General features: G+C 51.0%; 22 protein-coding genes. 18 read left to right on the top strand and 4 right to left on the bottom strand.

What is annotated here, in order from left to right:
* Positions 1–321: 321 nt before the first annotated feature.
* From galU to WMW72_RS04255, 3 genes are read left to right on the top strand one after another with little or no spacing between them, the layout of a single operon-like run.
* Positions 322–1,209: a UTP--glucose-1-phosphate uridylyltransferase GalU gene (gene galU / locus WMW72_RS04265; protein WP_341414179.1), complete on the top strand. Its 888-nt coding sequence runs from the start codon at positions 322–324 to the stop codon at positions 1,207–1,209.
* Positions 1,206–2,150 (top strand): NAD-dependent epimerase/dehydratase family protein, encoded by a 945-nt coding sequence (locus WMW72_RS04260; RefSeq protein WP_341414178.1) that lies wholly within the window; start codon positions 1,206–1,208, stop codon positions 2,148–2,150. The genes galU and WMW72_RS04260 overlap by 4 nt, the downstream gene beginning before the upstream one ends.
* A 19-nt stretch (positions 2,151–2,169) precedes the next feature.
* Positions 2,170–3,540 (top strand): UDP-glucose dehydrogenase family protein, encoded by a 1,371-nt coding sequence (locus WMW72_RS04255; RefSeq protein ID WP_341414177.1) that lies wholly within the window; start codon positions 2,170–2,172, stop codon positions 3,538–3,540.
* A 77-nt stretch (positions 3,541–3,617) separates the two neighbouring features.
* Here WMW72_RS04255 and WMW72_RS04250 read toward each other — a convergent pair whose 3' ends face one another.
* Complete coding sequence (locus WMW72_RS04250) at positions 3,618–4,847, bottom strand: glycosyltransferase family 61 protein (protein ID WP_341414176.1); 1,230 nt, start codon at positions 4,845–4,847, stop codon at positions 3,618–3,620.
* Positions 4,848–5,113: 266 nt separating this feature from the next.
* Entirely contained in the window at positions 5,114–6,238 is a 1,125-nt protein-coding gene (locus WMW72_RS04245; protein WP_341414175.1) for a glycosyltransferase family 61 protein, read from the bottom strand.
* Between the two features lie 372 nt (positions 6,239–6,610).
* On the opposite strand from WMW72_RS04245, the gene WMW72_RS04240 reads away from it, so the two are divergent.
* On the top strand, positions 6,611–7,132 hold the full coding sequence (locus WMW72_RS04240) for a GNAT family N-acetyltransferase (RefSeq protein ID WP_341414174.1): 522 nt from the start codon (positions 6,611–6,613) through the stop codon (positions 7,130–7,132).
* Positions 7,133–7,195: 63 nt separating this feature from the next.
* On the opposite strand, the gene WMW72_RS04235 is transcribed toward WMW72_RS04240, so the two are convergent.
* Positions 7,196–8,356 (bottom strand): DegT/DnrJ/EryC1/StrS family aminotransferase, encoded by a 1,161-nt coding sequence (locus WMW72_RS04235; RefSeq protein ID WP_341414173.1) that lies wholly within the window; start codon positions 8,354–8,356, stop codon positions 7,196–7,198.
* Between the two features lie 256 nt (positions 8,357–8,612).
* Here WMW72_RS04235 and WMW72_RS04230 point away from each other — a divergent pair, with 256 nt between their 5' ends.
* The gene (locus WMW72_RS04230) at positions 8,613–9,455 is read left to right on the top strand and encodes a hypothetical protein (RefSeq protein WP_341414172.1); all 843 of its coding nucleotides are present in this window, start codon (positions 8,613–8,615) and stop codon (positions 9,453–9,455) included.
* Positions 9,456–9,485: 30 nt separating this feature from the next.
* Positions 9,486–10,835, top strand: a complete 1,350-nt coding sequence (locus WMW72_RS04225) for a fascin domain-containing protein (RefSeq protein WP_341414171.1) — start codon at positions 9,486–9,488, stop codon at positions 10,833–10,835.
* Between the two features lie 77 nt (positions 10,836–10,912).
* Here the strand turns inward: WMW72_RS04225 and WMW72_RS04220 are convergent, their stop codons facing one another.
* Positions 10,913–11,851 carry an aldo/keto reductase family protein gene (locus tag WMW72_RS04220; protein ID WP_341414170.1) on the bottom strand — a complete coding sequence of 313 codons (939 nt, stop codon included), beginning with the start codon at positions 11,849–11,851 and terminating at the stop codon, positions 10,913–10,915.
* A 320-nt stretch (positions 11,852–12,171) separates the two neighbouring features.
* On the opposite strand from WMW72_RS04220, the gene WMW72_RS04215 reads away from it, so the two are divergent.
* The 12 genes from WMW72_RS04215 to WMW72_RS04160 all read left to right on the top strand — a co-directional run bounded on the left by WMW72_RS04215 (position 12,172) and on the right by WMW72_RS04160 (position 24,052).
* On the top strand, positions 12,172–12,579 hold the full coding sequence (locus WMW72_RS04215; RefSeq protein WP_341414169.1) for a DUF6855 family protein: 408 nt from the start codon (positions 12,172–12,174) through the stop codon (positions 12,577–12,579).
* Positions 12,580–12,740: 161 nt separating this feature from the next.
* Complete coding sequence (locus tag WMW72_RS04210; protein ID WP_341414168.1) at positions 12,741–13,088, top strand: DUF2294 domain-containing protein; 348 nt, start codon at positions 12,741–12,743, stop codon at positions 13,086–13,088.
* Positions 13,089–13,343: 255 nt separating this feature from the next.
* Positions 13,344–14,441, top strand: a complete 1,098-nt coding sequence (locus WMW72_RS04205; protein ID WP_341414167.1) for an ABC transporter substrate-binding protein — start codon at positions 13,344–13,346, stop codon at positions 14,439–14,441.
* Positions 14,442–14,517: 76 nt separating this feature from the next.
* A complete protein-coding gene (locus WMW72_RS04200; protein WP_341414166.1) occupies positions 14,518–15,444 on the top strand; it encodes a nucleoside hydrolase in 927 nt (308 codons plus the stop codon).
* Between the two features lie 28 nt (positions 15,445–15,472).
* Complete coding sequence (locus tag WMW72_RS04195) at positions 15,473–16,294, top strand: ABC transporter permease (protein WP_341414165.1); 822 nt, start codon at positions 15,473–15,475, stop codon at positions 16,292–16,294.
* A 5-nt stretch (positions 16,295–16,299) separates the two neighbouring features.
* The gene (locus tag WMW72_RS04190; protein WP_341414164.1) at positions 16,300–17,088 is read left to right on the top strand and encodes an ABC transporter permease; all 789 of its coding nucleotides are present in this window, start codon (positions 16,300–16,302) and stop codon (positions 17,086–17,088) included.
* Positions 17,089–17,103: 15 nt separating this feature from the next.
* Positions 17,104–18,165, top strand: coding sequence for an ABC transporter ATP-binding protein (locus WMW72_RS04185; protein ID WP_341414163.1), 1,062 nt, complete (start codon positions 17,104–17,106; stop codon positions 18,163–18,165).
* A gap of 22 nt (positions 18,166–18,187) precedes the next feature.
* On the top strand, positions 18,188–19,897 hold the full coding sequence (locus WMW72_RS04180) for an adenine deaminase (RefSeq protein ID WP_341414162.1): 1,710 nt from the start codon (positions 18,188–18,190) through the stop codon (positions 19,895–19,897).
* 306 nt (positions 19,898–20,203) lie between these two features.
* Positions 20,204–21,160: an ABC transporter permease gene (locus WMW72_RS04175; RefSeq protein WP_341414161.1), complete on the top strand. Its 957-nt coding sequence runs from the start codon at positions 20,204–20,206 to the stop codon at positions 21,158–21,160.
* Positions 21,161–21,172: 12 nt separating this feature from the next.
* Entirely contained in the window at positions 21,173–22,102 is a 930-nt protein-coding gene (locus tag WMW72_RS04170; RefSeq protein ID WP_341414160.1) for an ABC transporter permease, read from the top strand.
* A 5-nt stretch (positions 22,103–22,107) separates the two neighbouring features.
* Positions 22,108–23,112 carry an ABC transporter ATP-binding protein gene (locus WMW72_RS04165; protein WP_341414159.1) on the top strand — a complete coding sequence of 335 codons (1,005 nt, stop codon included), beginning with the start codon at positions 22,108–22,110 and terminating at the stop codon, positions 23,110–23,112.
* Positions 23,087–24,052: an ABC transporter ATP-binding protein gene (locus tag WMW72_RS04160; RefSeq protein WP_341414158.1), complete on the top strand. Its 966-nt coding sequence runs from the start codon at positions 23,087–23,089 to the stop codon at positions 24,050–24,052. The genes WMW72_RS04165 and WMW72_RS04160 overlap by 26 nt, the downstream gene beginning before the upstream one ends.
* The last annotated feature ends 82 nt before the right edge of the window (positions 24,053–24,134 follow it).

Raw genomic sequence — 24,134 nt, 5'->3', positions numbered from 1 at the left:
TGGTCCTGAATTCCATGGGACTGAGGCCGTTTACTATTACCGTTCATATTTCAAGGTCCCCAGAAAGATTCCCTCATTTTTTCTGTCCTACTTCATGCAGCCGATCCAATCTACGGAATTTCATCCTTTCATTACGTGAGATAGATTCATTGTCCACGATGAGCAGCCCTGTGGGCTCTACTGCGCTTGGTTCACCGGCGGTTCAATCATATCAACCCCTCGCTGTATTCTTGTCTATTTTATCAAAGATAGTGGATACGACTAAGACAATACATCAAGCTAGACATATATTGATATGGAGTATAGCAAAGGAGGGATCAAATGAGGAAGGTTCGAAAAGCCGTAATCCCTGCGGCTGGCTTGGGGACGCGTTTTTTACCGATTACGAAGGCAATTCCCAAAGAACTATTGCCGGTTATTAATAAACCTGCCATTCATTACATCGTCGAAGAAGCTATTGCATCCGGCATCGAGGAGGTCATCATCGTAACCGGTCGTAATAAAAGTGCCATTGAAGACTATTTTGATCATCATCCGGAGATCGAGCAAGTGTTGAAGAAAAAGGGTGACATTCAGGTCCTCCAATGGATGGATGATATCACGAATATGGCCGATTTTCATTACATCAGACAAAAACAACCGCTTGGACTCGGCCATGCTGTTTGGAGCGCCCGCAAAGCGGTAGGCCAAGAGACCTTCGCTGTGATGTTGGGAGACATGATATTTCATAGTCAAACCCCTTGTCTGCAGCAATTGATAGAGAGTTATCACGGGCAGCCTGCGACTGTTATCGGCGTTCAACCGGTAGCTCCCCGGGATATTGAAAAGTTCGGAATTCTGGATGGAGAGAAAGTGAACGACAGGCTGTACCGGATTAAGGGATTGGTAGAAAAACCTAAGGTGAATCCGCCTTCCAATCTGGCGATTATAGGCAGGTATATCCTCGAGCCGCAAATTATCGATGAGCTGGCAGTTTTGCCGCCGGGGGTTGGGGGAGAAATACAGCTAACGGACGCTTTGCGGAACTTATCGGAGAAGACAACATGTTACGCCTTGGAATGTGAGGGCATCACCTATGACATAGGCGATCAATTGGGACTGATCAAGGCCAATGTGGAGTACGCTCTGCGACATGACCTGCTCAAAAAAGATATTCAAAGCTACCTACAAGGAATCCTTAATCCCCTAAAAGAAGGTGACGAAACGTGAGATCCATCCTTATAACCGGGGCAGCTGGATTTTTGGGCAGTCATCTGGCCAAAGACCTGGTCTCGGAAGGACAGCGGGTTATTGGTGTAGACAATCTATCTACAGGCAAAAAGTCCAATATCGAAGACTTGTTGAACCATGACAATTTTGTTTTTATACAGGCAGATGCTTCTTCGCCAGAATGGTTACGTCTGGACTCGCTATCCGATGTGGGGGAGATTTATCACTTGGCTTCGCCTGCCTCACCTAAATTTTATCAAGCCGCTCCTTTGGAGACCATTGCCATCAATACTATAGGTACTAAGCATGTGCTTGAACTGGCGAGACGGACTGGAGCCAAAGTGTTGTATACAAGCACAAGTGAAGCATACGGAGACCCGGACGTGCATCCTCAGCCGGAGCATTATAGGGGGAATGTGAATACCTGGGGGCCACGGGCTTGCTATGATGAGGCCAAGCGTCTCGGCGAAGTGTACTGCTACGAGTACTTCCACAGGTTCCAAGTGGATGTAAAGGTAGCCCGTCTCTTCAACACCTATTCAGCGGGTCTGAGAAGCGACGATGGCAGGGTCATTTCTAACCTTGTTGAGCAGGCAATTACGGGCAAAGATCTAACGGTGTATGGGGATGGCATGCAAACCCGTTCTTTTTGTTATGCAGACGATACTATCAGGGGTTTGAAATTAATGATGGAAAAAGATGCGGCTAGCGGTGAGATTATCAATATAGGTAATCCTTCCGAGTACACGATTTTGGAATTAGCCGAGTGTATCAATCAGATTGTAGGAGGGAACTGCAGGATTACGTTCCATCCCTTGCCGGTCGATGATCCCAAGCAGCGCCGTCCAATTATTGAGAAAGCCAAAAACCTTCTCGGCTGGGAACCGGTTATTGATCTTCAAGAAGGTTTGCGGCGGATGATCCAGGTATATCGTCAATGAACAGGGGGGAGGAACGATCATGAAGGTTGTGTGCGTGGGTTCTGGGTACGTGGGATCTGTAACGGCAGCGGCTTTTGCATTTTTGGGCCATGATACGACAGTAATAGATATAGATCCCAATAAAATCAAGATGATTCAGTCGGGAAAAAGTCCCATCTACGAGCCGGAATTAGATCAGCTTATTTCTTTGACGATTGGAAAAACTCTTCACGCGGAGACCGGATATGACAGTGTGATCCATGCAGATGTCATTTTTATCTGTGTGGGCACACCTTCCAAAGCGGATGGAACCGTGGATTTGACTTATGTGACACAGGTTGCCGAGCAAATTGCCTCTCGTCTGAATCCGGAATCATTTTCGGTTATTGTTAACAAATCGACAGTACCTGTAGGGACGGCCGACAGAGTTGCAGGCATCATAAAGCAGATATCAGGACTGCAGGCGGGAATACATTTCTCCGTTATCAGCAATCCCGAATTTCTGAGAGAAGGATGCGCCTTGGAAGATGTGTTCTTTCCCAATCGTATCATCATCGGCTCGGAGAGCGAAAAAGCAAAAATCATCATGCGGGAGCTATACGACCGTCTTCTGAAACGTCACGAATATGAACAGTGGAGTGAGACTTTTTCGTTCCTTAACCAACAGGGCAAACCGCCGGCGGTGTACTTTGAGACGGATTCGAAGAGCGCAGAGATGATCAAATATGCCTCCAACGCTTTTTTAGCTGTAAAAATCAGTTACATCAACGAAGTTGCCCGGCTTTGCGATGCTTTGGGAGCTCACGTTCAGCAGGTTGCAACAGGCATGGGACTAGATGATCGGATCGGCGACAAATTTCTTCAGGTTTCCAGCGGCTGGGGGGGCAGTTGCTTTCCAAAGGATACCATGGAGCTGCTGTCAACCAGCCAAAAATACGGCCGAGAGCTCACTGTCGTCAAAGCTGCAATCGATTCGAATCTCACTATGCACGAGTATTGCGTAGATAAGATCAGAGATCGTCTTAAATCCCTGAACGGCAAAACGGTAGGGATTCTGGGGCTCACGTTTAAGCCAAACACAGATGATGTCAGAAGAAGCCAGGCTGAGGTCATTATCGCCAAGCTCCTCGAGCTGGGGGCTCATGTAAAGGTCCATGATCCGAAAGGGATGGAGTTGTTCCGGACCATTCATTCACAGTTCCAGATTATGTATTGCGAGAAGCCTGAGGAGACGGCTCAATATGCCGACGCCATGGTTCTCTTGACTCATTGGGATCAGTATCTACAGTTGGACTGGAGGGAATTGTACAGCCGAATGAGCAATCCGTATATACTAGACACTAGGAATGTACTTCCTCACCCTGAATTAATCCAACTTGGATTTCAAGTGGAAGGCCTTGGCACCTCCTGAACGGTATAAAGGAAAACCTCGTGTACGGTTTGATGAGAGGAGGGGCAGGGAACCCTGCCCTTTACTCCCGATGATCCTTATAGTTGAATTTGGGACAGAACCTGATTTAATTGACCTATATCTACAATCAGATCCTCTTCACCTTCCCATCTCATCCCAGGCCAGGTTACGCCCTCACCTACCAGGCTATGATAATCCAAGTTACAATGGCTGCTGATTCTCCAATAGCAATCCTTGATCCAGTTAGGTGTGAAGATTTCCACAATGGATGTCCCTGGTCTACAGAAGGTGATATTCGCCAGTCCCGCGCCGTGGGGCCCAACAATGACTCTGGCATTGTTAAACAGACGGATTTGTTCGTCCATACTCATTTCTTCCAAGGTATAGATTTTGAATCCACGAGCTGTCAACAGATCAATAACATCTTGCTCATTTAAGATTCTGCGTCGGTTCGCTTTCAATCGGCTGATATAAACGTATTCACTTCCTGGACCATTGACGTCCAGACCACGATCAAACAAAAAGACCTTCCTTAAAAAATCTGACGCCCATTTCGGATAGCCGTGCCGCTCGGTGTGTGACATGACAACGACATGACCGGCCTTCAAATGGAAATTCTCATTGGTTTCAATAATCTGGTCCGGCCCAATGCCCAGCATCCGTAAAGACTGTTCCTGAAACGGCCTTGGTCCATCAGGGTCGCCGGAATCCCAGAAAATTCTGCTTCTCCGGTTAATCACGTATTTATCCACTTTAATACCGCTTTGCTGAAGTAAATTCAGCCTGCCCAAAACATCATACAACCAGTGGAAATAATTTTGGCTGTCCGAAAATCCCAGGGAGACAACCGTTTCCGGTGTATAAGACAACGGATGAGGAGCCCACCTGCTGAAAGCCGGGTGAATCCCGAAGTTCATGCCTATGGAGAATTCCAAAGACACATCTTCAAGCAGAACATTGTCAGGCGTAATCACGGATCCGTTGATGCCCCAGATTCTTCCCGATGGAATAGCGGCAACAAAGCAACCCTGTGAGGTCACTTGGGCTGCATGAAATCGGGTATTGCCGTAATTATCTCGGGCCTCGGGATAAAAATCGGTATGGCCGGTATACAGCACTTTGTATACGGGAGCAGTCAGCTTTCCCGCTTGGATGGATTGGGCCGCCCAAGCTGGGGTACTTTCATAGCGAATGGGGGCCATTGTGCCGTCGGCTTCCTCGCCGCCCCAATGAGACAGAGTTAATTGAATATCATCAGGCGCTTTATGATCTGTTCCATGATTAACAGGAGGGGCTGGATGATTCACGCTTTTTTGCCTTACTCTTATTTTCCGTCTGTTTCGCAGTTTTTTCCTTAGTCGCAGCTTTCGTTTCAGTCTAGGCTTTCTCGATAGCAGTCTTCGCTTCAATCGCAGCTTTCGTTTCAGTCTAAGCTTCCTTCGGGACAGAAGTTTCTTTATTGACTTTGGTTTTCGCCTTTTAACGCTTATAGGCCGGGTTCTTTTTTTGGCAATGGCAGCGCTTTTCCGTTTCAATCGGGTCTTCATCGACGTTCCTCCTTAATTGGATACATTCATAGACGAGAAACTCCCGCCAGGTTGAGCAGTTGTTTCAAGCGATCAACAGAGACCAGGATGTTCAGTTCAAATAAATGCTGCTGATTCGGTTCGTGATATCCATTTTCCACCATACTGTAGTAGTCCAGCCGCAGATAATTGCTCATTTCCCAGTAACATACCGGCGTGTAGTCCCGTGCGAAGATTTCTATAATCTTGGTTCCCGGAGAGCAGAAGGCCAGATTGGCCAGCCCTGAACCGTGTGGCGCGACGATCACGGAAGCGGAGGAGAAGGTCTCAATCTGCTGTGCAACCGACAGTTCCTCCAGCGCTACTGTGCTGAATCCGTATTCATCCAGCAGGCTGGTGACTTGATCCTCATTCAAAATTTTCCGTTTGTCGGATTTGAAACGGCTAATATAAATTCTGTCGCAGCCTGTATGCCTGATATTCTGCTTCTCGTACAATTCCTGTCTTATGAATTGAAAGGGCCAACTCGCGTATTCCAGAAAAGAGTGCATGGAAATCGATGCGACAACCAACTGCTGTGCCTTCAGATTCATAGTTGGATGGGTGAACAGAACCTTATCGGATGGAATGCCGAGCATGGCAAGGGTCTCATCCTGAAATTGGGAAGGAATATTTCGATTAATAACATATTTGTCCACTACAATTCCGCTTAAGCGCAACAGATGGATACGGGCAAGGACGTCGTATAGCCAGTGGAAATAGGTTTGACTGCTGAAAAAGCTGAGGACTGCGACCGTCTCGGCGGTTTCAATCAGAGGTCGCGTAGGTGTTGTTGTGAATGCGGGATGCTGGTCTTCAGGAACCATCCTCAAAGAGACATCCCATAAAAGACGATTATCGGGTGTAATGACGGACCCTTCTTCTCCGAGCACCCGTCCTTCTCGGATCACAGCAACAAAGGCTGGCGGCAAAGATTTCACCTGATCCGGGAACAAGGGGGACTCAAGACCGTTCGACTCTGTGAAATGAAAGGTCTCGTTCGTGTGGAATTCCATGAATACAGGATCTTCTCCACGAAGGCGGCTATGCTGGGCCCACTCCGCCGTTGTTCTATATAGCCCTTTCGGTCGGTCATCGTGCAAATGGACGGTCTGTACCTCCATGTGCTTCATGGGAGCAGGGCGGGGCTTTGGGCGCCAAATCTTTTTTTTGCGGATTGCACGTCGAAGGCTTTTGCTTTTCAAACTTCTTTTTTTACGTCGTTGGCGTATCAACTTTCGGTATCTACGAACCGTTCTTTTCTTTCGCGCTTGACGTTTTTTAACTGAAGAAGCTTTACGGTCTAGATGGATTTGCAGGCGTTGTCTCTTCAACTGTACACCTCCCTCTAATTCCATAGCCATCATATGCACAGACAAGGGAGTAGCGTAGACAAACACCTACTCTTTGAAATAATTGGCGTTTGACCATGCCGAATGGCTGGAACAGGACAGGTTCTTCATGTGTATTCTGTGTTCAAACGTGAATAAAGGCAGGGTGTTCCAATGAGTACGCAGTTGGTGATGGAAAGAAACCATCTCTTGAATTTAAGTCATGTTGAGCTCCCCTCAGGTTTTACGCTGCAAAACTATCAACCGGGCTATGAGAAAGATTGGGAGGAAATCATTGAACAGTCGTTTGGACAATTTTTCGATTTTTCCATGATGGAGGAAGATCCTTCCTTTCACCCAAGCCGTATCTTTTTTGTGATCTCGCCTGAGGGGAATCCAGTTTCGACTGCGTCCGCATTCTGGCAGGAGGCTTGGGGGCCTTTCACCGGATATCTTCATATGGTAGCGACTTATCCTGATTATAGGGGAATGGGGCTTGGTTACGCTGTATCACTGGCTGCTATGCAGCAAATGGTTGCAGACAACAGGGCAAGAGCGGTGCTGCAGACGGATGATCATCGCTTATCGGCTATTAAAATGTACTTGAAGCTCGGATATAAGCCCAAAATAACGAAATGGGGGCATGTGTATCGCTGGCATCGCGTGCTGCGTCAGTTGGGCTTCCATGATCGTTGATGCTACAAACGAATAACAGCCTTGGTCCGGTAGGATACCGGAGCAGGGCTGTTATTCGTTATGTTATGCGCGAAGTATTTGGCGTGCCGATTCGATGACACGGTCAATATCCGCATCCGTTAATTTGGGGGACAGTGGGAGGCTAACGGTTTGTTGTCCGATGAGCTCTGCATGCGGGTAATCTTCCGGTCTCCAGCCATAAGCATTTTGATAAAAAGGATGTTCAGGCAAACTGAGGTAATGAACGCCCATGCCGATTCCATGAGCATGCATGTGCTCCAGAAATTCATCCCGCTCAAGACCGCACTGGGTTTTATCGATCAGCACGGTATACAAATGATACGCATGACGGGTATCGGGAGCTGTTGGGGCAGGGAGGATGACTGGAAGGTCACTCAATTCCTGGTTATACCTGTTCCAGATGTGCCGGCGTTTCAGCCAGCTTTCTTCCACTCGAGCCAGTTGATGGATGCCTAAGGCCGCTTGAAGGTCTATCATATTGTATTTATATCCTGGGGCAAGAACGGAGTAATGCTGGAACCCTGAATCCGAGAAGCGTTTCCACGCATCCTTGGATAGACCGTGAAGTCCCAGAATTTGAATATTGCGGATATTTTCTTCGGATTTGGCGAGAACCATACCGCCTTCTCCCGTGGTGATATTTTTGGTGACATAAAAGCTGAAACAGCCGAAGTCGCCAATGGTCCCTGCCTTTTGTCCGTGATATTCGGTCTCTAGCGCGTGTGCACAGTCCTCAATGACCTGTAGGCCATGTTGTCGTGAAATGGCTGTAATTTCATCCATCTCACAAGGTCTTCCAGCAAAATGTACCGGCAAGATTGCTTTGGTACGCTTTGTTATTTTCTCTTTGATCTGCTCCGGATCAATATTCATGGTAACCGGATCGATATCGGCCAGAACGGGGGTAGCTCCGCAATGAATGATCGTGTTAATCGTAGCACAAAAGGTCATGGGTGTTGTTATGACTTCGTCTCCCGGTCCAATCCCCGCTGTGAGAAGGGAAAGGTGGAGCGCTGCCGTACAGGAATTCAAAGCAGCGGCATGCTGCACACCTTTATAGGTTTTAAAATCATCCACAAAAGTGGCCACCCTGCCGCCAGTACCGATCCAGCCAGACTCGAGACACCGCATAACTTCCAGCATTTCCTCTTCCCGAATTTCAGGAGCATTGAACGTGAGAAATGACTTATCCCCCCTAGACATAGGTGTCCCCGCCTCCCCAAAATGATCCGTTTGTGTATAAGATTCTGAAATAGGAAAGGGGGACACCGCTATTTACACCAGAAAAAAAGTCTGTTTTTCAAGCATGAATACGATACCAAGTTAGAGATAGTGAATATTCAGATCAAATTTTCACAGTGCTATTAAGATTAGGTGAAGTGCTTATTTCATTCTGTAGGGGTCATCATATATTACATATAAAAGAAATTATATCCTTCAAAGGAAGGGAGAGAAACTCATGCTTATTACTACCATAGCGACATGGAATGAATTTGGGGAAGCTCTGTTGATGGCGAAGTCGGTTAAAGAGCACCATCCCAATGCTTCAGTGATTGTATGTTTGGCAGAGAATTCTCTACCTGAATCTAAAAACTATCCGTGGGTCCAACGTTTCGTATTGGCAAGAGATTTAGGGATCCCCGATTTTGATGCTTATATGTCTCGCTTTCAGCGCTCTCAGTATGCGTCTGCGCTTAAGGGATATCTATTCGATTTTTTGCAGGCTGCGTATAGGAGAGAACATGAATTTATTTATCTGGATGCGCGGATGCTGGTGGTCAGTCCTTTAATAGAATTCAGGTCGATGATGTCTTCTTCTACGATTGTCCTCACTCCGCACTTGGTGTGGCCCTCTCCCCGAACCGATTGCTCAGGGGAAATTCAGGCGCTGGCGGACGGTACTTTCCATTCGGGTATGATTGGCATGACAAGAACAAAGGAGCTTGATCGGCTGTTAAGCTGGTGGATTCGGGTGATCCGGGAGTTCGGTGGACAAGATGGATGGGGTGGCAGTCAGTACGGTCAGAAGTGTTTGAATCTGGTTCCATCCTTGTTCCAGACTGCCATTCTCAGACATCCTGGCTATAATGTTGGGTTCTGGAACATTCATGAACAGAAGCGATTTATTTCCTTGAAAAAAAGCCGATATACGGCAGGATCAGAGTGGCTTCGCTGCTTCAATTTCAATAACGATAACTTCAGCTTAATGAATAAGATAGGGGCTCTCTTTTCTCGTGAGGCTTCCATCCATCAACTATGGGCAAAGTACTCGAATGCCTTGCAGCAAATAAAGTCCGGTTGATAGCTTGGATTGGGAAGGAAGGAAAGCAGGATGATTATCTCGACAGTAACGGCAGCCAACTATCTCCATGGGGCTAAGGTCATGGCCCGTTCGGTCAAGCGGCATATGCCGGACGCTAAAGTTGTAGTATGTCTATTAGAGAAAAGGATGGTTCAGGAAGCGACGAATGTGCCGTGGTTTGATGAGGTTGTTTTAGCGAAAAATCTAGGCATCCCCAATTTTCCGCAGCTTATGCTCAAATACAATGTACTCGAAGCCATTTGCGCGGTTGTCACTCTTTTTTACTCCTACTTGTTGAATCGCTTTCCTTCGGAAAAATATTTCGTCCATCTGGATTCTGACGTGCAGGTCATGAATCGCTTCGATGACTTGATCCGGGTTTTGGATAAGAAGCCGATTGTACTTACTCCTCATCTTCTAGCGAGTGATGGCTTCAATTTCACCACTACGCCTTACGGTGTATATAACGCCGGATTCTCGGCCATTCGACGTTCGGATGAAGCACTGCGATTTGTTCAGTGGTGGGGGGAACGAAGCTATGATCTGGGTTTTGTAGATCACTTCCATTTTGCCAATCAAAAGTGGTTGGATCTTGCTCCCGGTTTCTTTGAGGTCTGTTCTTTTCGGCATCCTGGTTATAACATGGCCTTTTGGAATGTCCATGAGCGCAACCTTTATCTTCAGGATGGCGTGTACTTTACTAATGGGAAGCCCCTTTGCTTTTTCCATTATTCCAAATCATGGCTTAACGATTATTTCCAGACCAACCCGGACAAGGGATCTCCACTCTATCAAATGGTTTCCGGCTATCTGCACGAATCGGTTGAACTGGGCCAGCATGCGTTAAGCCAAATACCCTGGAGCTACAATTATTTTGATCATGGAGAAGAGGTTGAATCGCTCAGGCGCCAGGTGCGGTCAAACCCAGGGCTTGCCTTCAGACAACCGAATCCTTTCAAGGGATCGGATCACAGCCTGCTTTCGGATGATGTCGTCGCCCTGAAGGCGATGGTCAACCAACGATGGGTCGCCGCGGAGGACCAAGGTAATCTTCCATTATGTGCGAACCGGTATCATGCGGGTCCGTGGGAGAAATTCAGACTCATCCATCTGGATGGGAATAAGGTTGCTTTTCAGTCTCTAGCCAATCATAAATATGTCACTGCAGAACATGGGGGAGAGGGCGAGTTAATCGCGAATCGCAATCACATCGGTCCTTGGGAAACCTTCCAGCTCTTGGATTGTGGTGAAGGCCGCTCTGCCTTTAAATCCATGGCTAATGATAAATTTGTAACGGTTAACCTGGAGGGACCGTGCACACTTCTGCCAAGTGCAGCAGGTGTAGGGTGGAATCAATTATTTGATATCTCCAAATTGTAGGCAAGATATACTTCTGGCCGCAGGCCCCCAAAAAAGACGCCGACTCCAATGGATATCCTTAGGAGTCGGCGTTTCGTTTACTTCAAAATTTCTTCGATACGGGTCAGCACGTCTTCGCTCAGCTCGATGCCCGAGGCTTTGGCATTCTCGGTCACCTGCTCCGGACGGCTGGCGCCGACCAGGGCGCTCGCCACGTTTTTCTTGCTCAGAATCCAAGCCAGAGCCAGATTGCCTACGGAGACGTCCAACTCGGAGGCGATGCCTTCGAGCTGCTTCACCTTGGCGATTTTCTCCTCGGTGATGCCTTTGCGCATCCACTCCAGCTTGGCCGCACGGCTGTCCTGCGGGATGTCGGAGGCCGACGTGTACTTGCCGGTCAGCAAGCCTTGGGCCAGCGGGGAGAAGACGACTTGTCCGATGCCGGAACGTTCGCTGAGCGGGATGATTTCCTTCTCGATATAGCGCTCGAACATATTGTAGATCGGCTGGTTGACGACGATGCGGTCCAGCAGATAACGGTCCGCGACGCCAAGCGCTTCGGCGATTTGAGAAGCCTGCCATTCGCTGACACCGGCATACAGCACCTTGCCTTGGCGGATCAGGTCGTCGATGGCACGCAGCGTTTCATGAAGCGGGGTTTCCGGATCATGACGGTGGCAGTAGAAAATATCCACATAATCATGGCCGAGACGCTTCAAGCTTGCGTTAGCTTGTTCCGTGATGTGCTTGCGAGACAACCCGCGGTCATTCGGTCCTTCGCCCATCGGCCAGAATGCCTTCGTAGCCAGCACGTAGGACTCACGCGGATAGGCCTTCAACGCCTTGCCCACCAGCTCTTCGGCAGCGCCCTTCTCGTATACGTTCGCCGTATCGAAAAAGTTAATACCCAGATCATACGCCGTTTTAATCGAGTTCACCGCATTTTCACGTTCCACATAACCGCCATATGTAAGCCAGCTTCCCAAGCTGATCTCGCTGACTTTAAGTCCGCTTCCGCCTAATCTCCGATATTTCATTCGATAGAACCTCCTCAGGTTTTTTCGTTACGCTTTTTATTCTATAAGAGTTTCTAAACAATTTGAAGAAGTGAAATGTTATTCATTTGGTTACATCCAGGTTAAATACTATACATTTGTATAGTAGGGGCAGGTAGAAAGAGTCACTATTTACTCAGTTCACATCTATTTTTTGTCAGGGCTGTGGTGTAGAATAGGATAAAGTAAGGGGATAGGACATGCGTATGGCGGAACGAAGAATGCGCTTTCACGTGTGCTCGGCACCGTATGGCTTGATGGAGGATCGGCCAGATCAATGAATGAAACGGAGAGCTGAAGAGATGTCAACAACAAAGGGAACCAAGGAAAATCCGTGGAAGTTGAAGACGCCGCCACAAACCTCGGAGTATGAAATGTATAAGGATGAAAAAGACGGCAAAGAGATTCTGGTCTGTACGGTAGGGAAAACTGTCCTGCATTACGACTACCGCTGCGTGGAGGATCTGCATGCAATGCTCCAGCAGCATGGCGACTGGATGGAGCTGGGCAGTGCGGACGAGCAGAAAGAGGCCAAGGAAGGAACCGTTGAAGCCTGGGGCCGGTCTTCCGACAATCCCGTTAACGGCTGGTATGGGTTGAAGAAGGGGCTTCGGGGGCGATTCGGCATGTATATTCCGCCGTTGATGGAGGAGCTGGGCCTGGCCGAAGTTGAGCATAACCCGAGAAATAACCGGATGAGAGCCATTTAACGTCCGGATTTTCGTAAATCTACTCAATCCCGAATAATTTTTGGGAATGTATCCGTTTTTCTTATCCAAAAGCCGAACTATCGCTTGATTTATTTAATATTCTTATGTATGATGAATACTAGATTTTAACTTCGCTTTATCTTACGCCAGAAGGTGATCTCATGCCCCTGACCGACTCCACCGAGAACAGGAAGAAGCTAAGTCACATCTACAACGAGATCGCAAAAGAGTTGTTCGGGTTTGGTACAACGATGCTGAAGGTGTCCATCGATTATCCTATCATTACGGTTCATGCGAAGCACCGCCGGTCGCCGCGTTCCGCCGCGCTGGAGGGTGAGGCTCCTTACTTGAAGCATGAGGTGGATTACTACATGTCCTCCATCTACAAGAAGAAGATTCGCGAGAGGCTGGAGCAGGAACTGGGCTTGTCGATTGAAGCGGTATTAAGGGATTATGACCCTCCCACCCAATGGGCTATCACGAATGTGATTCTTCAAGAAACCGAATAATGAATCGGAGTCTCTCTTTTGATTTATCTTAAGAGGAAGCCGAATACGTGAGGCAGATGTCTCTTTACGTTGTTTACAACGAAAAGTGCTCTTGTTTAGAAGATTTTTTTCTATACAAGCGTACTTTTCTTTTTTTATTGGAATTCCTTGGGCTAAATGTATAGTTTAGGAGCTGGGAAGAATACTACCTGGTAAAAATCGTTAAGGGATTCCGGATTCACCACTACAGAGTATGACCATTAAGGGGAGGGCAACATGATGAAAAAAAGATGGGTACAAGGTTTGGCTGCATTATCAATCGTAGGACTGGTGGCTGCAGGCTGTAGCAGTCAGCCGAAGGAGCAGGCTCCAGCTCCAGGGGCATCCACTCCGGCGCCGGCTGCGAAGGGCGATCCAACGAAGCTTGTAATTTCGACTTGGGGCTTCTCCGCTGACTTCTTCAAGAAGGAATTGTACGAGCCGTTCGAGAAAGAGCACAACGTACAGATCGTTGTCGAAGCAGGCAACAATGCTGAGCGTCTGAACAAAGTAAAGACGGGCGGATCTTCCGTCGACCTGATCTACCTCTCAGACTATTACGCGCAGCAAGGGATTGAGGCTAACTTGTTCGAGAAGATCGACCGCAGCCGCATCCCGAACCTGAAGGACATCTACGATATCGCGAAGGCGCCGCTCGGTGAAGACTATGGTCCTGCCTACACGGTCGGACAGCTGGGCATCGCCTATAACCCTAAGGCTACCGGCGGTAAAGAAATCAAGTCGTGGAGCGACCTGTGGAGCCCAGAGCTGGCCAAGAAGCTGACCATTCCGAACATTACGTCGACAACCGGTCCGATGATTTTGGATGCTGCTTCCCGTGTAGCAGGCAACACAGCCTTCAATGAAGACCAAGCACTGGCGAAGCTGAAGGCGCTGAACCCTGGCGTCGTGAAGTATTACAGCCAAACATCTGAATTCGTCAACATGTTCTCCCAAGGCGAGATCGCCGCTGGACCGATCATGGAGATGTACGTGAAGGATCTGAAGGCAGCTGTGCCGGATACGAAGTTCGTTTCCCCGTCAGAAGGCGGCTATGCGATCATGAATACGGTGAACGTCGTCAAGGGCAGCAAGAACAAGCAACTGGCGGAAGACTTCATCAACTGGCATCTGAGCAAAGAAGTTCAAGAGAAGTCCGCCAAGGCTAAAATCGATTCCCCGGTCAACACGACGCTGAAGCTGTCGACGGAAGAAGCGGCAGGCATCACGTACGGCGCAGACACGATCGCCAAGCTGAACAAGCTGGACATGAAAGTCGTCAACGCCAACCTGAAGAAATGGATCGATCGCTTTAACCGTGAAGTAACGCAATAAGACGGAACGATACGAGAACAAGGGTATATGTTGCGCATGTACCCTTGTTTTTTTCCGGCATAGGGGGATGAAACGGATGAAGAAGGTCATTCTGGATGTAGATACGGGGGTCGATGACGCGCTCGGCATCCTGCTGGCTGTGCGCAGCGGGGAGCTGGACATTCTCGGCATTACGACAGTGAACGGCAACGTTTCTCTGGATCAGGCAACAGTCAATACGTGCAAGATCCTGCAGCTGGCTGGCGCGGAGCAGATCCCTGTCGTCCGGGGAGCGGATAAACCGCTGCTGCGTACCACGTATTTCGAGCATCGGATTCACGGGAAGGACGGACTCGGTGGAGCGCTCAAGGACATGCCGGTTAACAAGCAGGCAGAGGACGGACACGCGGTCGATTTCATCATCGAGCAGGTGCGCCGGCATCCCGGGGAAGTGACGCTGGTCATGACCGCGCCGCTGACGAACCTGGCTCTAGCGATTATGAAGGAACCGGCGCTCGTGCAGCAGGTGAAGGAGGTCGTCGTGATGGGCGGTGTTGTGCAAAGCTTCGGCAACGTGACGCCGAGCGCGGAATACAACATCTATGTCGATCCGGAAGCGGCTAAGCTGGTGTTCAAGGCTGGATTCGCCTCGCTGACGCTCGTCGGCCTGGATGTGACCCGCAAGGCTCTGCTCACCGAGGAGCATATCGCCTCGCTCGGCGATTCTGCGCTGGCCCGTTATGTGAAGGAAAGCACCGCCGAGTACATGCAGCGCTACTACGAGCGCAATGGGGTTAGGGCTTGTGCGATGCATGATCCACTGGCGGTAGGCGTTGCGTTGAACCGCGGCCTGGTCACCACGAAGTCCTATTATGTCGATGTCGAGACGCGAAGCGAGCTTTGCGACGGACAGACCGTGTGTGATTTCCAGAACCGACTATCGCAAGAGGCGAACGTTCAGGTATGTCTGGATGTTAACGCAGATGAATTTCTCCAGTTGTTGACCCGCGCGCTGCGCGATTAGCGAACTCAAGGAACAGGAGAGCAGTGACATGAAGAAAACGTATTTGGCTGTATTGCTTCTGCCGGGACTGCTGTTCCTGGCTGCTTTCATGGTGATTCCGATTCTCCTGACGGTAGGCTCGACCTTTTATCATGAGGGCCGTTTCACAGTGGAAGGGTATTTGTACTTTTTCAAGGACCCGTACTTTCTGAAAATCGTATGGACCACCTTACGCGTCAGCTTGGTTACGACCGTACTGTGTATGGCGCTTGGATTCCCGGTAGCTTACTACATCTCGCGGCAAAATGCGAGGAAGAAGGGGCTACTGCTGGCGCTTGCCATCTTCCCGCTCCTGACCAGCTCGGTCGTACGCTCGTTTAGCTGGACAATTATTCTTGGGAAAAAGGGATTGCTGAATAACACGCTGATGTCCATCGGCCTCATTCAGGAGCCGTTGAACATTCTGTACACGCCGACGGCGATGATGATCGGCCTGATTCATCTGTTCCTGCCGCTCATTATCATTACCTTGGTCGGCGTTATGGAGAATATCGATACCGACCTGGTGAAGGCGGCGGAAAGCCTTGGAGCGAGCCGGTTTGTCGCTTTCTGCAAGGTGATCATTCCGCTTAGCGTACCGGGGCTGATTATTGGGGGTATCCTCGTATTTGTCGGGAGCCTCACGGCTTATACGACACCGGCCTTGCTCGGTGGCAAGCAGAGGGTCATCTCGACGTTCCTGTATCAGAACGCGATTACGCTCAATGATTGGTATCTCGCATCGGTCGTCGCTACGATCATGATGGTGATTACCTTCATCATCATCGCGCTGATGAACAAGCTGGCCAATAAATTAAATCCGAAGGGGTAGAAGGCATGCAGGAGAAGAACCGTGGGCTCGGCCTGTTTACACTTCTTATATATGTGTTTTTGCTTGGACCGCTGGTGATTATCGCCTTCGCCTCGTTTGAGCCGGGAAGTGCATTGAAATTCCCTCCGCAGGGCTTTTCACTCAAGTGGTATCAACATATCTTTGAAGTGTCGATGTTCAAAACATCCTTCGTCACTTCCATTCTCGTATCGCTGGCGGGCAATTTGCTCGCGCTGCTGCTCGGTATGCCGGCTGCTTATGCGTTAAGCCGGTTTCAATTCCGCGGGAAGGATACGCTTAATGCGATCTTCATCTCGCCGGTGTTGATCCCGGGTATCGTGCTCGGGTTTACCATGCTGAAGTATGTCATCATCACTTACCATCTGCCGATTTATACGGCACTGCTGCTCGGGCATACCGTCATCATGCTGCCGTTTATTATCCGGGTCATCGCATCGAGTCTGGCCAACTTCGACTTTGCCGTCGAAGAGGCTTCGCTCAGCCTGGGTGCGGGCAGACTGCACACGTTCTTTACGGTTGTACTGCCGAACATCAAGTCGGGGATTATAGCCGCCGTCCTGATCGCGTTCCTGGAGTCCTTCAACAACGTCGACATCTCGGTGTTCATGACCGGTCCGGGGATCAGCACCTTCCCGATTCAGATGCTGCTTTACGTCGAGAACAACTTCGACCCGACGATCGCCGCGATCTCCGTATTACTGATGCTGTTTACAGCGGTATTGATGTTCATTATTGAGCGTCTGATGGGGTTGTCTTACTTTACCAAACGATAATGGAGGCTTGCATCCATGGCCATGCTCACCTTGGAAAATATAGCTGTCGCCTATGATCAGCAATATATATTGAAGGACTTCAATCTGTCCGTTGAAAAAGGCAGCCTGATCTCGCTGCTCGGCCCGAGCGGCTGCGGCAAGACGACGACGCTGCGCCTGATCGCCGGCTTCCTGGAGGCGAAGGAAGGCCGCTTTGCGCTGAACGGTAAGGATTACACCCGCGTGCCGGTCAATAAGCGCAACTTCGGCTTCGTGTTCCAGAGCTATGCGCTGTTCCCGCACTTGTCGGTCTATGACAACGTGGCGTTCGGCCTGCGCTTGCGCAAGGTGAACGGCTCGGATATTGACCGCCGCGTCCGCCGGATGCTGGATATCGTCAATCTGTCTGGCTTCGAGAAGAGATATCCGAAGGAGCTGTCCGGGGGCCAAAGACAGCGTGTCGCGATCGCGCGTGCGCTGGTTATCGAGCCGGATCTACTGCTGTTCGACGAGCCGCTCAGTAATCTGGACGCCAATCTCCGCGTGAATATGCGGGTGGAAATCCGCCGCATCCAGCAGGAGCTCGGCATTACCACCGTGTACGTATCCCATGACCAGGAGGAGTGCTTCTCGATCTCCGACCAGGTTGCCGTTATGAACAAGGGGATTATCGAGCAGCTCGACCAGCCGTCAACGATCTTCAAGTATCCGAAGACGGAATTCGTAGCCCGGTTCATCGGCTTTAACAACTTCATTTCCTTCGATCAGCGGCAGGAGAACGGGCGTGATATTGAGCTTCAGGCAGGCAGCCATGCCTTCCGTGCGATCCAAGGAGAGGGACGCGGGGCGCAGAAGGGCCTGAAGGGTGCGATCCGTCCCGATGATGTGAAGCTGGGGACTCCCGATGAGCTGGAGGCAGGCTTCAATGTGCTGCCGGGGCGCGTGAAGGTCAGCACCTTCCTCGGTCGGAGCTACCAATATGTCATCGAAACGACGCTTGGAGATTTTACCGTCAATAAAGAAATGGAACAACCTTATGTCAGCGGCCAAGAGGTACGCGTTCTCTTTCCCGTGGAGAAATTGATTTTGGTGGAGTAGCTTACTTGGAGGTGCAGACAGCATGCGCGTGGATCTACTGATCGAGAACGTCCGGATTTATAACAGCTATTTCAAGCGGTTTGAGCAAGGAAATGCGGCTGTGCTGGACGGCAAGTTTTTCTATATCGGCAAGCGGGCGAACGAGAGCTTCGAGGCGGACGAGGTCATGGACGGGCAGGGACGGTACATGATCCCCGGTCTGATCGATATTCATCTGCATATCGAAAGCTCGATGATTACGCCAGAGGCGTTCTCCCATGCGCTAATCCGTAACGGTGTGACCACGATTGTGCCGGAGCCTCATGAGATGGCCAATGTATTCGGACTCGAGGGTGTCAAGGAAATGATCAAGGCGAGCCGGGATTGTGTAGCGGATATGTTCTACGCGATCCCGAGCTCGGTGCCTGCGACGTCCATGGAGACGACGGGAGGATCGATCGAGATCGAGGACATGGATGAGCTGCTGCGGACGGAGCGCATCATCTGTCTCGGGGAGATCATGAACTATGTGGATGTGATCACCGACCCGGACTGCAAGACCAATCAGATATTGAGACATATCCGGGCGAACTATCCGCAGCTTATCATCGAGGGGCATGTTCCTAAGCTGCTGGATCTGGATCTGCACCAGATGATCTTCAGCGGCGTTGACTCCGATCATACGCATCAGACCATCGAAGGGATGGAGGCGCGGATCGGGGCGGGCATGTTCATCGAGCTTCAGGAGAAATCGATGACTCCGGAAGTGATCGACTACCTGATCCGGCATGATGTGTCCGAGCACTTCTGCTTCGTCACCGACGATGTGATGCCGGACTCGTTCCAGCGCCGGGGTCATCTCAACCATATCGTACGGAAAGCGATCCAGATGGGGATGGAGCCGGAGAAGGCGATCTATGCGAGTACGTTCACGCCGGCCCGCAGAATGCGGATGTATGACCGGGGAGCGATCGCTCCAGGCAAGATCGCAGACTTTGTCCTGTTGTCGGATTTGCAAGAATTGACCGTAGGTCAAGTTTATAAGGACGGACGCAAGGTATATGACGCAGCTGAGGCGTATGTGCCTAAGACCCCTGAGCGCGCATTCCCGCCGCATTTCTATGAGAGCGTCAAGCTGGAGCCGCTGACGGAGAATGATTTCCAGGTATCGGCAGAAGCTGACGGCCGGTATACCGCGCGGGTGATGATGGTGAAGGACGGCTCGACGTTTGTCGAGGAGCACCTGACCGAGGCGGAGGTGCGCGGCGGCCAGCTTCAGTGGCAGGAGAGCGGCTATGGCCTGATCGCGACGTTCGAGCGCTACGGCAAGGGCGGCAGCCGCGCCTACGGTCTGATCGGCGGAGATACAATCCGGCGCGGCGCGGTGGCAACGACGTACTCCCATGATAATCACAACCTGCTGGTCGTCGGCCATAACCCGGCGGACATGATGATGGCGGCTAACGAGGTCATCGCGGGCCAGGGCGGCTTCTGTGTGGTCGAGGACGGCCAAGTGCTGGCGAGCCTTCGGCTGCCGGTCGGCGGCATCCTGACGGAGGAGCCGCTCGAGCAAACGGCCGCTGAGGTTGACCGGCTGCTGGGCGCTATGAAAGCATTGGGCTACCGCCATTATAATCCGATTATGTCGATCAGCACCCATTCCCTGGCGGTTAGCCCGGCACTCAAGATTACGGATCATGGCTTGATTGATGTCAACAAAGGCAAGGTTATTCCTTTACTGATAGAAGCTTAGTCATGAAGTAGAGTGTTTTCAAATAAAAGTTATCGCCATCTCTGGCTGAGAGTCCCCTTATCGTAGACGGAACCAAGCAACCCGGTTCCCCTATGGTAAGGGGATTTTGTTATGCATGAAAATGAACATACGATCCATTTGGTGGAATTATGCATTAAATAGAATTTTCAGTAAATTGATTGAAATTATCAATTAGACGAAGCAGGGAGTCAATGGTAGAGTTATTGCAAACATAAAACCAATAAAAAATATAGGAATTATGAGATTTAAATGAATTTCTTACTAAGGAAGGAGTGTTGTCTTTTCGTGCGGACCTATATGAGCAAGCGGGTGTTGTTCGCCATTCCTACGTTGTTTGGGGCAACACTGTTAATCTTCTTTATATTCGCGCTGACCCCGGGAGATTTTGTGGATAGCGATCTCAGCCTAAGCGCGGAGAGAGCAGCCGAGCTCAGGTCGGTTTACGGGCTGGACAAGCCTGTGCTTCAGCGGTACGTCACCTGGATCAGCAACGCGCTTCACGGCAACCTGGGCTATTCTCTGAAATACCAGCAGCCGGTCGCCGACGTGCTCAAGACGTATATCGCCAATTCCTTCATCTTGTCGAGTATATCGCTGCTGCTGACCTGGGTATTCGCTGTATCTGCCGGCGTGTTTTCCGCCGTTCGCCGCTACTCGTGGTTTGACGGTGTACTGACGCTGATCGTTTTTGCGACGATGTCGTTTCCGACCTTTTTCCTGGCGCTGCTGCTGATCAAGTTTTTCGCCGTCGACTGGGCCATGTTTCCGGTCAGCGGGATGCAGACCACCAACAGCGGGGAGACGGGGCTGGCACATCTGTGGGATGTGGCGAGGCATGCGGTTCTGCCGGTCGCTGTGCTGACGATCGCCAGTGTCGGCTCCGTGACGCGTGTGATCCGCTCCGACGTGATCAACGTGATCAAGCAGGATTTTATCCGCACGGCGCGGGCCAAGGGGCTGAAGGAGAAGACGGTCGTCTACAAGCATGCGCTGCGCAATGCGATTTTGCCTGCCATTACGCTACTGGGGCTTGAAATTCCGTTCCTGTTCTCCGGGGCTATCATTACGGAGCAGCTGTTCGCTTGGCCGGGTGTAGGATTTATCCATATGGAGGCGATTTCCTCCCGCGATTACCCGGTTTTGATGGGCTTTACGTTGTTTCTGACGGTCATCACCATTCTAGGCAACCTGTTCGCTGAATGGTTGTACGCCGTCGCAGATCCCAGGATCCGATTAAAGTAAAGGAGGACGCCGATGTCTGTTAATGTGGATAAAATCAAGCTGCTCCCTCTGACGAAACGGAAATTAGTAGCTTCCTCCTCTCCCTGGAGACAGACCTTTCGAAGCCTCAGGAAGAACCGTGCGGCTCTTGCGGGGCTGATCGTTCTCGTGTTCGTGATCTTGCTGTGCGTCATCGGTCCGTTATTTACGAGCACAACCGGGCATCGGGTTGTCGCCTCGCTGATCAACAAGCCGCCGTCCGCTTCGCATTGGCTCGGTACGGATAATGTCGGTCGCGATGTGCTCGCCCGGCTGCTGCAGGGCGGAAGAATTTCGATCATGGTCGGCGTTCTGTCCATGCTGTCCGCCGTTATCGTCGGTACGGTGATTGGGATTTTGGCCGGCTATTACGGCGGATGGGTCGATCATTTGGTTACCCGATTAGCTGACATCTTTCTGGCACTGCCGGGCATCCCGATTCTGATCATATTCGGGGCTATCCTGTCCGACTTGAAGGTGCCTGCCGACTACCGGATTTATTTGGTGATTATCTTGATCAGTCTGATTTCCTGGCCGACGCTGGCGCTGCTGATCCGCGGGCAGATTTTATCCTTCAAGGAGCGGGCGTTCATGCTGGCTGCCGAAACGCTCGGCTTATCCAGCCGCCGGAAGATGTATCACCTGTTTCTCAATGTGACGCCGACGATTGTCGTTATTGCCACGCTGACGGTAGCCAAGGCGATTTTGAGTGAGACGGTGCTGAGCTTTCTCGGTCTGGGCGTCATTCCGCCTACGCCCTCCTGGGGCAATATGCTGACATCGGCCAATTCGCTGATCGATTTCCGGATGCGGCCATGGCTGTGGATTCCGCCGGGCGTGGCCATCTTTATCACGGTGGTATCCATCAATGTAGTCGGCGAAGGATTGCGCGATGCGCTTGATCCCCGTTTGAAAGGAAGGTGAACGTGATGTCGGATGTATTGGCTGAAATTAACGAGCTGCATACGTATTTTTACACCGAGGAAGGCGTGGTCAAGTCGGTGAACGGTGTAAGCTTTCGCGTTCACGAAGGGCAGACGGTAGCGATCGTAGGCGAATCAGGCTGCGGAAAAAGCGTGACGGCACTCTCGCTGATGGGGCTGGTGGAGGAACCGAGCGGGCGACTGGCCGGAGGCGAGATCTGGTTCGATGGCCGTGACTTGGCCAAAGCATCGCGCAAGGAATTGGAGCGTCTGCGGGGCAACGAGCTGTCGATGATTTTTCAGGAGCCGATGTCGGCGCTCAACCCGGTGCTGACGATCGGCGAGCAGCTGACGGAGCCACTGATCGAGCATTTGCACTTGTCCAAGAAGGAGGCGCTGAAGCGGGCGGAGGAGCTGGTGACGCGGGTAGGCATCCCGCGGGCCAAGGAAATCCTGAAGTCGTACCCGCACGAGCTGAGCGGAGGGATGCTGCAGCGCGTCATGATCGCCATGGCGGTAAGCTGCAGTCCCAAGCTGCTGATCGCCGATGAGCCGACGACGGCGCTGGACGTGACGATTCAGGCGCAAATTTTGGATCTGCTGCTGACGATGAAGGCGGAAACCGGCATGGCAATATTGCTCATCACCCACGATCTTGGTGTCGTGGCCGAAACGGCCGATTACGTCGTCGTGATGTACGCCGGCAAGGTGGTGGAGCAGGGTACCGCGCTTTCTTTATTCCAAAATCCCAAGCATCCGTATACGAAAGGTCTGCTAAACTCACGCCCTGTGCTTGGCCATCGTAAAAAACGGCTGTACTCCATTCCAGGCCAGGTGCCTAATCCGCTTCAGCTTGGTCAAGGCTGCCATTTCAGTGACCGCTGCGAGCAGTGTCTGGATATTTGCCGGGAAAAGCAGCCCGAGCTGAAAGCCTATGACGGCGAACATTTGGCGGCCTGCTGGCTGTATGAGGAGGAAGAGGAACTTGTCCCAAACGCTCGTATCGGTTAAGCAGCTTAAGAAATATTTCCCGGTAGGCAAAAGTTTATTTGGAGGGAATAAGGGGAATGTCCAGGCCGTTGACGGCGTGGATCTGACGATCCGGCGTGGCGAAACCTTCGGGCTGGTCGGAGAGTCCGGCAGCGGGAAGAGCACGATCGGGCGCACGCTGCTCCGACTTGGCGAGAAGAGTGGCGGTGAAGTGCACTTCGATGGTGTGGATATTTACTCGCTGTCCAAAGAAGAGCTGCGCCGTCTGCGGCCACGCATGCAAATGGTGTTTCAGGATCCGTATTCTTCATTGAATCCGCGTATTCGCGTTGGCGATGCGATCGCCGAAGCGCTGCTGGAGCATAGGTTGGCCGACAAGAAGGAGAGCCGGGAATTGGTCCACGAGGTACTGGAATTATGCGGGCTGGGAGCGCATCATGCCGACCGGTTCCCGCATGAGTTTTCCGGAGGACAGCGACAGCGAATCGGCATCGCCCGAGCGATTGTGCTTAATCCGGATTTCATTGTAGCCGACGAGCCGGTATCGGCGCTCGACGTGTCCATTCAGGCGCAAATTATTAATTTGCTGAATGACCTGCAGGAGCAGAGACGGCTGACTTACTTGTTCATCTCCCATGATTTGAGCGTCGTGGAGCATCTGTGCTCGACGGTCGGCGTGTTGTATCTCGGCTCGTTGGTCGAGGTGGCGGGACGGGATGAGCTGTTCGCCCATCCGCTGCACCCGTATACGCGTGCGCTGCTCTCCGCCGTTCCGATCGCCGATCCGACTGTCAGGCGGGAGAAAATGATTCTACAAGGCGACTTGCCGAGTCCCTTGAATCCCCCGCAGGGCTGCAAGTTCCATACCCGCTGTCCGCTTGCTCAAGAGGCGTGCCGCCAAGAGCGTCCGGTGTTAAGGGACGTGGGAAGCGGGCATTTGGTAGCTTGCCATCTCGTATAGACGGAAGCTGAAGTGAACAAGAGGAACGCAGGGTGATCGACACCCAGGATTAAGGTTCAGAATAAAGAGGAGGGTATGATCT

It is taken from the genome of Paenibacillus filicis (assembly GCF_038070315.1).
GTDB classification, from domain to species: Bacteria; Bacillota; Bacilli; order Paenibacillales; family NBRC-103111; genus Paenibacillus_G; species Paenibacillus_G filicis.
The sequence above is the reverse complement of the archived record's forward strand: the minus strand, read 5'-3'. Positions and strand labels throughout refer to the sequence as shown.

What these genes read in the sequence shown, in the direction of transcription:
- WMW72_RS04230 (WP_341414172.1), top strand. Translation starts at nt 8,613, where the DNA reads ATGCTTATTACTACCATAGCGACATGGAATGAATTTGGGGAAGCTCTG.
- WMW72_RS04255 (WP_341414177.1), top strand. Translation starts at nt 2,170, where the DNA reads ATGAAGGTTGTGTGCGTGGGTTCTGGGTACGTGGGATCTGTAACGGCA.
- WMW72_RS04215 (WP_341414169.1), top strand. Translation starts at nt 12,172, where the DNA reads ATGTCAACAACAAAGGGAACCAAGGAAAATCCGTGGAAGTTGAAGACG.
- WMW72_RS04170 (WP_341414160.1), top strand. Translation starts at nt 21,173, where the DNA reads ATGTCTGTTAATGTGGATAAAATCAAGCTGCTCCCTCTGACGAAACGG.
- WMW72_RS04245 (WP_341414175.1), bottom strand. Translation starts at nt 6,238, where the DNA reads ATGAAGCACATGGAGGTACAGACCGTCCATTTGCACGATGACCGACCG.
- WMW72_RS04240 (WP_341414174.1), top strand. Translation starts at nt 6,611, where the DNA reads ATGAGTACGCAGTTGGTGATGGAAAGAAACCATCTCTTGAATTTAAGT.
- WMW72_RS04165 (WP_341414159.1), top strand. Translation starts at nt 22,108, where the DNA reads ATGTCGGATGTATTGGCTGAAATTAACGAGCTGCATACGTATTTTTAC.
- WMW72_RS04220 (WP_341414170.1), bottom strand. Translation starts at nt 11,851, where the DNA reads ATGAAATATCGGAGATTAGGCGGAAGCGGACTTAAAGTCAGCGAGATC.
- WMW72_RS04205 (WP_341414167.1), top strand. Translation starts at nt 13,344, where the DNA reads ATGATGAAAAAAAGATGGGTACAAGGTTTGGCTGCATTATCAATCGTA.
- WMW72_RS04235 (WP_341414173.1), bottom strand. Translation starts at nt 8,356, where the DNA reads ATGTCTAGGGGGGATAAGTCATTTCTCACGTTCAATGCTCCTGAAATT.
- WMW72_RS04195 (WP_341414165.1), top strand. Translation starts at nt 15,473, where the DNA reads ATGAAGAAAACGTATTTGGCTGTATTGCTTCTGCCGGGACTGCTGTTC.
- galU (WP_341414179.1), top strand. Translation starts at nt 322, where the DNA reads ATGAGGAAGGTTCGAAAAGCCGTAATCCCTGCGGCTGGCTTGGGGACG.
- WMW72_RS04190 (WP_341414164.1), top strand. Translation starts at nt 16,300, where the DNA reads ATGCAGGAGAAGAACCGTGGGCTCGGCCTGTTTACACTTCTTATATAT.
- WMW72_RS04200 (WP_341414166.1), top strand. Translation starts at nt 14,518, where the DNA reads ATGAAGAAGGTCATTCTGGATGTAGATACGGGGGTCGATGACGCGCTC.
- WMW72_RS04225 (WP_341414171.1), top strand. Translation starts at nt 9,486, where the DNA reads ATGATTATCTCGACAGTAACGGCAGCCAACTATCTCCATGGGGCTAAG.
- WMW72_RS04185 (WP_341414163.1), top strand. Translation starts at nt 17,104, where the DNA reads ATGGCCATGCTCACCTTGGAAAATATAGCTGTCGCCTATGATCAGCAA.
- WMW72_RS04210 (WP_341414168.1), top strand. Translation starts at nt 12,741, where the DNA reads ATGCCCCTGACCGACTCCACCGAGAACAGGAAGAAGCTAAGTCACATC.
- WMW72_RS04180 (WP_341414162.1), top strand. Translation starts at nt 18,188, where the DNA reads ATGCGCGTGGATCTACTGATCGAGAACGTCCGGATTTATAACAGCTAT.